General features: G+C 73.4%; 10 protein-coding genes and 1 pseudogene. 1 reads left to right on the forward strand and 10 read right to left on the reverse strand.

Annotated elements, in window-relative coordinates:
• The 10 genes and pseudogenes from QK440_RS28195 to QK440_RS28240 all read right to left on the reverse strand — a co-directional run.
• A pseudogene (locus QK440_RS28195) lies at positions 1 to 328 on the reverse strand (hypothetical protein); the annotation flags it as partial.
• Positions 329 to 485: 157 nt separating this feature from the next.
• Positions 486 to 1577 carry a 3-dehydroquinate synthase gene (gene aroB, locus QK440_RS28200; protein WP_282796037.1) on the reverse strand — a complete coding sequence of 364 codons (1092 nt, stop codon included), beginning with the start codon at positions 1575 to 1577 and terminating at the stop codon, positions 486 to 488.
• Positions 1574 to 2056 (reverse strand): shikimate kinase, encoded by a 483-nt coding sequence (locus QK440_RS28205; protein WP_282796070.1) that lies wholly within the window; start codon positions 2054 to 2056, stop codon positions 1574 to 1576. The genes aroB and QK440_RS28205 overlap by 4 nt, the downstream gene beginning before the upstream one ends.
• A gap of 29 nt (positions 2057 to 2085) precedes the next feature.
• The gene (gene aroC, locus QK440_RS28210; RefSeq protein WP_282796038.1) at positions 2086 to 3270 is read right to left on the reverse strand and encodes a chorismate synthase; all 1185 of its coding nucleotides are present in this window, start codon (positions 3268 to 3270) and stop codon (positions 2086 to 2088) included.
• Positions 3271 to 3406: 136 nt separating this feature from the next.
• Entirely contained in the window at positions 3407 to 4237 is an 831-nt protein-coding gene (locus QK440_RS28215; protein ID WP_282796039.1) for a shikimate dehydrogenase, read from the reverse strand.
• On the reverse strand, positions 4234 to 5898 hold the full coding sequence (gene mltG, locus QK440_RS28220) for an endolytic transglycosylase MltG (RefSeq protein ID WP_282796040.1): 1665 nt from the start codon (positions 5896 to 5898) through the stop codon (positions 4234 to 4236). The genes QK440_RS28215 and mltG overlap by 4 nt, the downstream gene beginning before the upstream one ends.
• A 125-nt stretch (positions 5899 to 6023) precedes the next feature.
• Positions 6024 to 6488, reverse strand: a complete 465-nt coding sequence (ruvX, locus tag QK440_RS28225) for a Holliday junction resolvase RuvX (RefSeq protein ID WP_282796041.1) — start codon at positions 6486 to 6488, stop codon at positions 6024 to 6026.
• A complete protein-coding gene (gene alaS / locus QK440_RS28230) occupies positions 6488 to 9157 on the reverse strand; it encodes an alanine--tRNA ligase (protein WP_282796042.1) in 2670 nt (889 codons plus the stop codon). Before alaS ends, ruvX begins: the two co-directional genes overlap by 1 nt.
• Positions 9157 to 9510, reverse strand: a complete 354-nt coding sequence (locus QK440_RS28235) for a DUF6167 family protein (RefSeq protein ID WP_282796043.1) — start codon at positions 9508 to 9510, stop codon at positions 9157 to 9159. The genes alaS and QK440_RS28235 overlap by 1 nt, the downstream gene beginning before the upstream one ends.
• A 7-nt stretch (positions 9511 to 9517) precedes the next feature.
• Positions 9518 to 9976, reverse strand: coding sequence for a DUF948 domain-containing protein (locus QK440_RS28240; RefSeq protein ID WP_282796044.1), 459 nt, complete (start codon positions 9974 to 9976; stop codon positions 9518 to 9520).
• Positions 9977 to 10170: 194 nt separating this feature from the next.
• On the opposite strand from QK440_RS28240, the gene QK440_RS28245 reads away from it, so the two are divergent.
• Positions 10171 to 12387 (forward strand): AAA family ATPase, encoded by a 2217-nt coding sequence (locus tag QK440_RS28245; protein ID WP_282796045.1) that lies wholly within the window; start codon positions 10171 to 10173, stop codon positions 12385 to 12387.
• The last annotated feature ends 5 nt before the right edge of the window (positions 12388 to 12392 follow it).

Genomic DNA, 12392 nt, shown 5'->3' on the forward strand with positions numbered 1-12392 from the left:
CCGGGGCCGCCCGGGCCACCGGGACCACCCGGGCCGCCGGGGCCGTCGGGACGGCCGAAGGGGCCCGGGCCTCCGGGCCCACCGGGTCCGCCGGGGCCATCCGGACGGCCGCACGGACCGGGGCCGCCGGGCCCCGCGGCACGCCGGGCCCGGGGGCCTGGAGCGGCTGCTGGGGCGCGGGGCCGGGCGCGAAGCCGGCGGGCGCCGCCGGGAAGCCCGGGGCGGTCTGCGGGGCGCCCGGGTGGGGCGCGGCCGGGGACCACCCGGTGGCCGGTCCGTGCCCCGGCTGAAGGGGCGGCGGCAGCGGAGACCCCGCGACGTGCTGCATCCGTTGCCACTCCGTCTCGTGCGACTCACCTGGTACGGGCGGCCGGGCCACCCGTACCGAACGGTACCGTCCCCGGCCGACGTTGTGTGAACGGCCGGGGCAGCCGCGAAGTGCCCGTGGCTTGTTCGCGCCGCCCGCCGCCGCGCCCCGCGGCCGGTCAGTCCGCGACTTCGCCGTACGCCGCGAGCAGCACCGCCGGATCCGGCCCCTCCAGGACCGTCGGCTTGGCGAGGCCGTCGAGGACGATGAAGCGCAGCAGGTCGCCACGGGACTTCTTGTCGACCTTCATGGTCTCCAGGAGCTTGGGCCACTGGTCGTAGCGGTAGCTGAGCGGCAGCCCCACGGCCTCGAGGACCGTACGGTGCCGGTCGGCCGTGGCGTCGTCGAGGCGCCCGGCCAGACGGCCGAGTTCGGCCGCGAAGTGCATGCCGACCGCGACGGCCGCGCCGTGCCGCCACTTGTAGCGCTCGTTCTTCTCGATGGCGTGCGCCAGCGTGTGCCCGTAGTTGAGGATCTCCCGGCGCCCGGACTCCTTCAGGTCGCCGGAGACGACCTCCGCCTTGACCTTGATGGAGCGTTCGATCAGCTCGGCGGTGTGGGCTCCGGCCGGTGTGCGGGCCGCCTGCGGGTCGGCCTCGATCAGGTCGAGGATGACCGGGTCGGCGATGAAGCCGGCCTTGATGACCTCCGCCAGGCCGGAGACGTAGTCGTGGACCGGGAGCGAGTCCAGCGCCGCCAGGTCGCAGAGCACGCCCGCGGGAGGGTGGAACGAGCCCACCAGGTTCTTGCCCTCTGCGGTGTTGATGCCGGTCTTGCCGCCGACCGCCGCGTCCACCATGCCGAGCACGGTCGTCGGTACGGCGATCCAGCGCACCCCGCGCAGCCAGGTCGCGGCCACGAACCCGGCCAGGTCCGTGGTGGCGCCGCCGCCCACGCCGACGATCACGTCGGTGCGCGTGAAGCCGGACTGGCCGAGCGCCTTCCAGCAGTACGCCGCGACCTCGGCGGTCTTGGCCTCCTCGGCGTTGGGCACCTGGATGGCCACGGCCTCGTACCCCTGGTCGGCCAGGTCCTGGCGCAGCGCGTCGCCGGTCCCGGCCAGCGCCTCCGGGTGGATCACGGCCACGCGCTTGGCCGCGGGGCCGATCAGACCGCCCAGCTCGCCGAGGAGCTGCCGCCCGACGAGCACCTCGTACGGCTCGGTGCCCGCCGTGCCGCCGACGTGGATCCGGGTGACTTCCTCGCTCATGCTTCCTTCAACTCCAGTGCGTCCAGGACCGCCCGTGCGACCTCTTCGGGGGTGCGGCCGTCGGTGGCCACCACGGCGCGGGCGACTTCTTCGTACAGGTGGCGGCGCGCGTCCATCAGTTCGCGCCACTGCTTGCGCGGGTTGACCGCGAGCAGCGGGCGCGCCGCGTTCAGGCCGGTCCGCCGGACCGCCTCCTCGACGTCCATCGAGAGGTAGACGACCGGGTGGGCGGCGAGCAGCGCGCGCGTGCCCTCGTCGAGGATCGCGCCGCCGCCGAGCGCGAGGACGCCCTCGTGCCCGGCGAGCGCGGCCCGCACCGCCCGCCGCTCCAGCTCGCGGAAGTACGGCTCGCCGTCCTGGACGAAGATGTCGGAGATCTCCCGCCCCTGCGCGGCCACGATGTCGGCGTCGGTGTCGCGGTAGCCGGTGCCGAGCAGCTCGGCGAGGAGCGCGCCCACCGTGGACTTGCCGACCCCCATGGGGCCGACGAGGACGATCCGCGGCCCGGTCACCGGATCTGGAGGTGCTCGAGGTACGACTCCACGTTGCGCCGGGTCTCCGGCACGCTGTCGCCGCCGAACTTCTCCGCGACCGCGTCCGCCAGGACCAGCGCGACCATGGCCTCGGCCACGATCCCGGCGGCCGGGACCGCGCACACGTCGGAGCGCTGGTGGTGGGCCTTGGTGGCCTCGCCGGTGACGACGTCGACCGTGGCCAGCGCGCGCGGCACGGTCGCGATCGGCTTCATCGCGGCGCGGACGCGCAGCAGCTCGCCGGTGGACAGGCCGCCCTCGGTGCCGCCGGAGCGGCCGGTGGCGCGCCGGATGCCGTCCTCGGTGGCGACGATCTCGTCGTGCGCCTTCGAACCGGGCACCCGGGCGAGGTCGAAGCCGTCGCCGACCTCGACGCCCTTGATGGCCTGGATGCCCATGAGGGCGGCGGCCAGGCGCGCGTCCAGGCGGCGGTCCCAGTGCACGTGCGAGCCGAGCCCGACGGGGACGCCGTAGGCGAGGACCTCGACCACACCGCCCAGGGTGTCGCCGTCCTTGTGGGCCTGGTCGATCTCCGCGACCATCGCCTTCGACGCGTCGGCGTCCAGACAGCGCACCGGGTCCGCGTCCAGCTTCTCCACGTCGGCCGGGGTCGGCACGACGCCGTACGGCGCCTTGGCGGCGGCCAGCTCCACGACGTGGCTGACGATCTCGATCCCCGCCGTCTCCTTCAGGTACGAGCGGGCCACCGCGCCGAGCGCGACGCGGGCCGCCGTCTCGCGGGCGGAGGCCCGCTCGAGGATGGGCCGGGCATCCGGCACACCGTATTTCTGCATACCCGCGAGGTCGGCGTGGCCGGGGCGGGGCCGGGTCAGCGGCGCGTTCCGCGCGAGGTCGGCCAGCTCGGCCGGGTCCACCGGGTCGGCCGCCATGACCTGTTCCCACTTGGGCCACTCGGTGTTGCCCACCATGATCGCGACGGGCGAGCCCATGGTCAGGCCGTGCCGCACGCCGCCGAGGAAGGTGATCTCGTCGCGCTCGAACTTCATCCGGGCGCCGCGTCCATAGCCGAGGCGCCGCCGGGCCAGGTGGTCCGCCACCATCTCCGTGGTGACGGGCACGCCGGCGGGAAGTCCCTCCAGCGTGGCGACAAGTGCGGGTCCGTGGGACTCCCCAGCGGTCAGCCAGCGCAACCTGCTCAACGGTGCTCCTCATGCTCGCGCCTGGAACTGCGACGGCGCGACCGGGTGCGCGGCCCTGGCCCGCCACCCCCGATCCTCCCACGTCCAGGGGCGCCCACAGGCCCGCGGTCCATCAGGCGGACGCCCGCGGCACGGATCAGCGCGCGGCGAGGGCCCGTTCGCCCGCGGTGCGCATCGCGTCCAGCGGGGCGGGTGAGTGCCCCGTCATCTGCTCGACCTGGAGCACGGCCTGGTGCACGAGCAGGTCGAGGCCGCTGACGACCGCCCCGCCGTACGCCGACCAGCGGGCCGCGAGGTCGGTGGGCCACGGGTCGTAGAGCACGTCGAAGAGCGTGGCCGGCCGCTCGGGCACGGCGTGGGACAGGGCGTCCGTACTGCCCGCCGGGGTGGTGGCGATCACCAGCGGCGCGTGCAGCGCCTGCGCGGCGTCCGCCCAGTCGGCGGTGCGCACCTCCACGTCGAGCCGCTCGCCCCACTGCCGCATCTCGGCGGCGCGGGCCGTGCTGCGGACGTACGCGACGACCTCGCCGGTGCAGATCCGCGCCAGGGCGGCGAGCGCGGAAGACGCGGTGGCGCCCGCGCCGAGGATCGCGGCGGAGCCGACCTCCTCGATGCCGCGCTCGCGCAGGGCGGCGACCATGCCGGGGATGTCGGTGTTGTCGCCGGTGAGACGCCCGTCGTCCGCCCGGACGACCGTGTTGACGGCCTCCACCGACGCGGCGGTGTCGCTGACCTCGTCCAGGAGCGGGATGACGGCGCGCTTCAGCGGCATCGTCAGGGACAGCCCGGCCCACTCCGGCCCCATCCCGGCGACGAACCCGGGCAGCGCCGCCTCGTCGACCTCGAAGCGGTCGTACGACCAGCCGGCGAGGCCCAGCTCGGCGTAGGCGGCGCGGTGCAGCACCGGCGAGAGGGAATGAGCGATCGGCGAACCGAGAACCGCGGCCCGGCACTTCTGCGCGCTCACTGTCCGTTCTGCTCCTTCAGGTATTTCTCGCGGTTCTGGTTCTGTTCCTCGTTCGTCTCCGCGAAGAGCGTCTTGTCCTCGCTGACGGAGACGAAGTAGTACCAGTCGCCCTCGGCCGGGTGCAGCGCGGATTTGATCGCGACCTCACCGGGATTGCCGATCGGCCCGGGCGGAAGGCCCTTGATCTTGTACGTGTTGTACGGGTCGTTGATCTTCCGCAGGTCGTCGACGGAACCGATCGCGAGTTTCGACTGGCCCTTGAGGTAATTGACCGTCGAGTCGAAGTCGAGCAGGCCGTACGTCTCGGTGTTGCCGGGCTTGAGGCGGTTGTAGACGACCGTCGCGACCTTCTCGAAGTCGTGCTTGTACTTGCCCTCGGCCTGCACGAGGCTGGCGACCGTGACGACTTCCAGCGGGTTCTTGAGGTGCAGCCGCTGTGCCGCCGACTGGACGCCCAACTCCTCGTACTTCTCGGCGGCTTGGGTGACCATCTTCTTCAGGACGTCCTGGGGCTGCTGGCCCTTGGCGACCGGGTAGCTGGACGGGAAGAGGAAGCCCTCCAGCGGGTCCTTGACGTCGGGCTTGACGTTCGCCGCCGCCCACTGCGGAAGGCCGAGGCTCTTCCAGTCCTTGTGGGCGACGTTCTTGGTGGTGCCCGGCGTCAGTTTCAGCCGCTTGTCGATCTCCTCGTACACCCAGATGTTCCGGCGGCCTTCCGGAATGATGAGGTTGTTGCGGCTCTTCGGGCTGAGCATCAATTCGACGGCGGAGGCCGCCGACATCTGTTTGTTCAGGGTGTAGACGCCCGCCTGGATCTTCTGGCCCTCGGGGTTCTTGCTCTGCGCGGAGACGAACGCGTCGACGCTCTTGACGACACCGGCGCTCTTGAGCGCCTGCCCCATGTGGGTTCCGCTCCACCCCTTTTCGATGGTGACGGTCGCCTTGGCGTCGATGCCGTCGCCCGCGTAGTCCGGGGCCGTGCCGAAACGGTCCTGGTAGAACTGGTAGCCGAAATAGCCGACGCCGCCCAGGCCGCCCGCGAAGACCACGGTGACGACCAGGCAGGCGAAGCCGTTGCGCCCTTTCCTGTTCTTCTTGCCGCCCCGGCCGCGCCGCTCGCCGCGGCCGCCGCGCCCCGGCCCGTCGTCGTCCTCGTCGTCGCCGCCCGCGAAGAAGGCCTCCTCGCCCTGGTCGGGGCCCGGGTCCCAGCCGGTCTCCGGGTCGGGTTCGGCGGCCGGGCGGCGGCGGGCCGGCGGCTCCGGCGGCGGATACGCCTCGGGCGTGCCGTAGAAGTCCGGGCGCTCCTCGCCGTACGCGGCGGCGGGCTGCCCGTAGGGGTCGGCCGGATCACTGCCGTAGGGGACCTGGCCCGGCCGGCCGCCGTCCCAGCCGCCGTCGTGCGGCTGCCCGGTTCCCTCGTACTGCGCCTGTAGGGGGTCGTATCCCTGCTGGTGGCCGTAGTGCTGCTGTCCCGTGTCCCAGTCGCCGTACGGCGTCTGCGGGTGGTCCTGCTGCGACTGCTGCGGGTGGTGCTGCCCCTGGCCGCCGTAGGGGGACGGGCCGCCGTGCGGGGCCTGCTGTCCTCCCCATCCGCCGTCCCCGTACAACGGGTCCTCCGGATGCCACGGTTCGGAGCCTGGGCCCCGGCCATACTCAGTCATCGATCCCCTACGAGCCGCGAGGCGGGGGCCGTCGCCTGGATCCCAGACCAACCGTTCCGCCTCTTGATGCTGTACGGCGGCTGTTCGAACGCCGCCGCACCGCGCGGAACGTTACCGTATCGCGATCAGATGACCACTTCGACGCCCTCACCGGGAGCCGCCCCTGACGCCCGTTCGGACTCCAGGGCCTGTTGGAGAATGATCACGGCGGCTGCCTGGTCGATGACAGACCTGCCCTTTTTGGACTTCACGCCGGAGGCGCGCAGGCTCTGGCCGGCCGTCACTGTGGTCATCCTCTCGTCCACGAGTCTCACCGGAACGGGGGCGATGCCCGCGGCGAGCTCCTGGGCGAAGGCGCGGACCTTGACGGCGGCCGGGCCCTCGCCCCCCTTGAGGGAGCGAGGGAGGCCGACGACGACCTCGATGGGCTCGTACTCCTCGACGAGCTGGCGGAGGCGGCGGTGGGCGGCCGGGACGTCCCGCCCTGCCACCGTCTCCACCGGCGTGGCGAGGATCCCGTCGGGGTCGCACGAGGCGACCCCGATGCGGGCGTCCCCGACGTCGATCGCCAGGCGTCTGCCGCGACGCATCAGGCGGTCTCGCCGACGAGGCGCTCGACGGCGGCGACGGCGTCGCCGATCGCGGCCACGTTCTGGCCGCCGCCCTGGGCGACGTCCGGCTTGCCGCCGCCTCCGCCGCCGAGGGTCTTGGCGGCGGTGCGGACCAGGTCACCGGCCTTGAGGCCGCGCTCGCGTGCGGCCTCGTTGGTGGCGATGACGGTGAGCGGCTTGCCGTTGGCCGCGGCGAACAGGGCGACCACGGCCGGGCGGTCGCCCGGGATGCGGCCGCGCACGTCGAGGACCAGCTTGCGCAGGTCGTCGGCGCCGGTGCCGTCCGGGACCTGGCCGGTGACCAGGGCGACGCCGTGCACGTCCTTGGCGCCCTGGGCGAGGCCGGCGGCGGCCTGGAGGACCTTCTCCGCGCGGAACTTCTCGATCTCCTTCTCGGCGTCCTTCAGCTTGGCGAGCATGCCGGAGATCTTCTCGGGCAGCTCCTCCGGGCGGCCCTTGACGAGCTCCTGGAGCTGGGCGACGACCGTGTGCTCCCTGGCCAGGAAGTTGTACGCGTCGACGCCGACCAGGGCCTCGATGCGGCGCACGCCGGAGCCGATGGAGGACTCGCCGAGCAGCTTGACCAGGCCGAGCTGGGCGGTGTTGTGCACGTGGGTGCCGCCGCACAGCTCCTTGGAGAAGTCACCGATGGTCACCACGCGTACGCGCTCGCCGTACTTCTCGCCGAACTCGGCGATGGCGCCGGCCTTCTTGGCCTCGTCGAGGGACATGACCTCGGCCTGGACGTCCAGCTCCCGGGCGAGGACCTCGTTGATCTTCTGCTCGACGTCCGTCATCACGGCGGTCGGCACGGCGGACGGCGAGCCGAAGTCGAAGCGGAAGCGGCCCGGCTGGTTCTCGGAACCGGCCTGGGCGGCCGTCGGGCCGAGGGCGTCGCGCAGCGCCTGGTGCGTGAGGTGCGTGGCGGAGTGGGCGCGGGCGATGGCGCGGCGGCGGGTCACGTCGATGGTGGCCTGGGCGGCGGCGCCGACCGTGACCTCGCCGACCTGGACGACGCCCTTGTGGACGTAGACCCCGGGGACCGGCTTCTGGCAGTCGCGGACCTCGACGACGGCGCCGGTGTCGAGCTTGATGCGGCCGGTGTCGCCGATCTGGCCGCCGCCCTCGGCGTAGAACGGCGTACGGTCGAGGACGATCTCCACCTCGTCGCCCTCGGTGGCGGCCGGGGACGAGACGCCGTCGACGAGGATGCCGACGACGCGGGACTCGCCGTGGGTGTGGGCGTAGCCGATGAAGTCCGTGGCTCCGGCGGCGTCGGCGATCTCGCGGTAGGCGCCGAGGTCGGCGTGGCCGGTCTTCTTGGCCTGGGCGTCGGCCTTGGCGCGCTCCCGCTGCTCCCTCATCAGGCGGCGGAAGCCGTCCTCGTCCACGGACAGGCCCTGCTCGGCGGCCATCTCCAGGGTGAGGTCGATCGGGAAGCCCCAGGTGTCGTGGAGCAGGAACGCCTTGTCGCCGGGGAGCACGGCGGAGCCGGCGGCCTTCGTCTCGGAGACGGCGGTGTCGAGGATGTTGGTGCCGGCCTTGAGGGTCTTGAGGAAGGCGGCCTCCTCGGCGAGCGCGACGGTCTCGATGCGCTTGCGGTCCTCGACCAGCTCCGGGTACTGCTGACCCATCGTGGTGATGACGACGTCCAGGAGCTCGGCGACGACGGGGCCGGTGGCGCCGAGGAGGCGCATGTTGCGGATGGCGCGGCGCATGATGCGGCGCAGCACGTAGCCGCGGCCCTCGTTGCCGGGGGTGACGCCGTCACCGATGAGCATGGTCGAGGTGCGCATGTGGTCGGCGACCACGCGCAGGGCGACGTCGGTGTCGTGGCTCGTGCCGTAAGAGACGCCGGTGAGCTCGGTGGCCTTGTCGATGACGACGCGCAGGGTGTCGGTCTCGTACATGTTCTGCACGCCCTGCAGGATCATCGCGAGGCGCTCCAGGCCGAGGCCCGTGTCGATGTTCTTCGACGGCAGGTCGCCGAGGATCGGGAAGTCCTCCTTGCCCTGGCCGGCGCCGCGCTCGTACTGCATGAAGACCAGGTTCCAGATCTCCACGTAGCGCTCGTCGTTGACGGCCGGGCCGCCCTCCTCGCCGAACTCCGGGCCGCGGTCGTAATTGATCTCGGAGCAGGGGCCGCAGGGGCCGGGCACGCCCATGGACCAGAAGTTCGGGCCCATGCCGAGGCGCTGGATGCGCTCGGCGGGGACGCCGATCACGTCGCGCCAGATGCGCTCCGCCTCGTCGTCCTCCTGGTAGACCGTGATCCAGAGCTTCTCCGGGTCGAGGCCGTAGCCGCCGTCCGCCACGGAGCTGGTGAGCAGCTCCCAGGCGAGCTTGATGGCGCCTTCCTTGAAGTAGTCGCCGAAGGAGAAGTTGCCGCACATCTGGAAGAACGTGCCGTGCCGGGTGGTCTTGCCGACCTCTTCGATGTCCGGCGTGCGCACGCACTTCTGGACGCTGGTGACGCGCGGGGCGGGCGGCTTGGTCTCGCCCAGGAAGTAGGGCTTGAAGGGGACCATGCCCGCGGGGACGAGGAGCAGTGTCGGGTCGTCCGCGATCAGCGACGCCGACGGCACGACCTTGTGCCCACGCTCCTCGAAGAAGCTCAGCCAGCGGCGACGGATTTCAGCCGACTCCATCAGTGGTCCTCATTCCGGTTGTACGAGTACGTCGTGTCCGTCGGGTTCGCGAGGGACTTGGGGTGCTTGGAGATGTGGTTCTCGACGATCGCGAGGCGGCGCTGGGCGGGCAGCTCGGGGTCGACCGGGGCGTTGAGGCCGAGGGCGTCGCCGAGCTCCGCCTCGCGTTCGGCCATGCCGTCGCGGACGTCGAGCGCGAAGTCCTTGAGCCGGTGGCCCGCCTCGATCGCCTTGTCGGCGGCGCGGGCCGCGAGGCTCTCCGGGGTGAGCTGCTTGAGCTTGCGATTGACCTTGGTGGTGGCCCAGACGCCGGCGGCCGCGCCCGCGGTGAACCAGAACGTACGTCGGAACATCGCTGCGTCAGTCCTTCTTGTCCCTGGGGGTGCGGTCGGTGCGGTCGGCACGCCTGCTCCGGCGCGCGGACGACAGGGTGCGGCCCACGATCACCGTACGGCGGGGCGGCTTGGCGGGCGCGTCCTTGCGGCCGATGGCCCGGCGCACCCCGTAGCCGAACGCGGCGACCTTCACGAGCGGTCCGCCGAAGGTGGAGGCCACAGTCGTGGACAGCGCCGACGCGTTCGACGTCACTTCCTGGACGTCGGAGGCGATGGCGTCCACCCGGTCGATCTGCGTCTGCGCGGAGCGCACCGCCGTCGAGGCGTCGGCGAGCAGCGGAACCGCCTGCTCGGTCACGTCCGCGACGAGCTTGGTGGTCGCCCTGAGCGTCTGTGCCAGCCTCGCCAGCGCCACCGCCAGGAAGGAGACCAGAATCGCCCAGAAGACGGCCACCAGGATCCCGGCCACCTCTCCACCGGACACAGCGCACCGCTCCCTGAGACACCGCCCTGGATTCCAGGGTCGTCGAACGTCGAAAAGTCGTGCTCCGACCCTATCGCGCCGGGGCCCCGGCTCCGTACCGCATTACCGCACGCGGCACTTGGGGCGCGGGGTGCCGGAGGGCCTTCCCGGACGGGCTGTACGGAGTGCGCACGCCTGGGTACGCTCCGTAAGACATGCGACACCCTGAGCACCCCGGGACCGGCGGGGAGGACTCCGCGGCCGCCGGTCCGCGGCCCGCCCGTCCGGGACCGCCGGCCTCCCCGGGAAACCTGCCCGCCGAGCCGACCGCCTTCGTGGGGCGCGCCGCGGAGCTGGCCGCCGTGGCGGCGGCCCTGGCCGAGTCCCGGCTGGTGACGGTGACCGGGACGGGCGGCGTCGGCAAGTCGCGGCTCGCGGCGCGGGCGGCCGCCGCCCTGCGGCCGCGTGACGGAGCCTGGCTGGTGGAGCTGGCGGGGGTGCGGGACCCGGATCTGGTGGCACACGCGCTGGCGGGTGCCCTGGAGCTGACGGACCACACCAGCAGGCCGCCGCGGCAGGTGCTGCTCGACCGGCTCGCGGGCCGGGAGCCGCTGCTCGTGGTGGACGGCTTCGAGCACCTGGTGGCGGCCACGGCCTCGCTGGTCGGGGAGTTGCTGCGGCGCTGTCCGGGCCTGCGCGTGCTCGCCGCAGGGCGCAGGCCGCTGGGCGCGGCCGGTGAGCGGGTGCTGCCGCTGGCGCCGCTGACGGAGCCGGAGGCGGTGGCCCTGTTCGCCGACCGGGCAGCGGCCTCGGTGCCCGGTTTCACCGTGGACGGGGCGCACCGCGCGGAGGTCCTGGAGCTGTGCCGCCGCCTGGAGGGCATCCCGCTCGCCCTGGAGCTCGCGGCGGGGCGACTGCGCGCCCTGTCCCCCGGGCAGCTCCTGGCCCGCCTGGACGACCGGTTCCGGCTGCTCACCGGGGCCCGCCCGGACGGCCCGGCCCGGCACCGGACGCTGCGGACGGCGATCGGCTGGAGCCATGAGCTGTGCACGGCGCGGGAGCGGCTGCTGTGGGCGCGGCTCTCGGTGTTCTCCGGGCCCTTCGACCTGGAGGCGGCCGAGTACGTGTGCGGCGGTGAGGGGCTGCCCGCGGACGAGGTGCTCGACGTCCTGGACGAGCTCCTCGCGCAGTCGGTCCTCTCCCGCGAGGAGGGCGCGGCGGGGGTGCGCTACCGCATGCTGGACACGGTCCGGGCGTACGGCGCGGACTGGCTGCGGGCCACGGGGGACGCGGCGCGGATGCGGCGCCGCCACCGCGACTGGTACCTGGGGCTCGCCACGTGGTGCGAGCTGGAGTGGTTCTCGCCGCGCCAGGCGCGGGTGGCCGCCCTCGTGGCGTGCGAACTGCCCAATCTGCGGGCGGCGTTGGAGTTCTGCCTGACAGAGCCGGAGGAGACGCACCTCGGCCGGCACCTGGCGGGCACGCTGTGGTTCTGCTGGGTGGGCTGCGGGCGGCTCGCGGAGGGCAGGCACTGGCTGGACCGGGCCGTGGAGCTCGACGGCGGGCCGGGCCGCGAGGCGTCGCGGCTGAAGGCGCTGTGGGTGCTCGGCCACGTGGCGATCCTCCAGGGCGACACGGTGCCGGCGCTGCGCGCGCTCCAGGAGTGCCGGGACACGGCCGAGCGTACGGGCGACGCCGTGGCGGCGGCGTACGCCGTGCACCGCCTCGGCTGTCTGGCGCTGGTCGGCGACGACATGCCGCGCGCGGAGCGGCTGCTGCGCTCGGCCCTGGCGGAGTACCGGCGGCTCGGCGAGCTGAACAGCAACGTGCTGATGGCCCGGGTGGAGCTGGCGATGGCGCTGGCCTTCCAGGGGGCGCTGGAGGCCGCCGTGGAGCTGTGCGAGGAGGTGCGCGGGGTCTGCGAGGACCACGGGGAGCGCTGGGCCCTCGCCTACGCGCTGTACGTCCTCGGGTACGCGGCCTGGACCCGGGGCGAGCCGGGCCGCGCGCGGGAGCTGGTCGCCCGCTGCCTGGAGCTGGACCACGCGTTCCACGACCTGCTGGGCACGGTGCTTGCGGTGGAGCTGCTGGCCCTGTTCACGGTGGAGGAGGACGCGGCGGAGGCGGCGGTGCTGCAGGGCGCGGCGGCGCGGCTGTGGCGGTCGGTGGGGCTGCCGCTGTTCGGCTCGCGGTACTTCGGCGGGCCGCACGCGCTGTGCGCGCAGCGGGCCCGGGAGCGGCTCGGCGACGAGGGGTACGCGGCGGGGCTGCGCGCCGGGGCGCTGCTCTCGCCGGACGCGGCGGTGGCGCGGGCCCTCGGCCGGGCCCCGGCGCCCGAGGGGGACCGGGACGGGTACGGCGGCGCGCCGGCCCCGTACACGGACGAACCCGCCGCCTCCCCGAGCCGCAAGGGCGGGGAGACGGCGGGCTGAGCCAG

It is taken from the genome of Streptomyces sp. CC224B (assembly GCF_030010595.1).
Taxonomy (GTDB): Bacteria; Actinomycetota; Actinomycetes; order Streptomycetales; family Streptomycetaceae; genus Streptomyces; species Streptomyces longispororuber.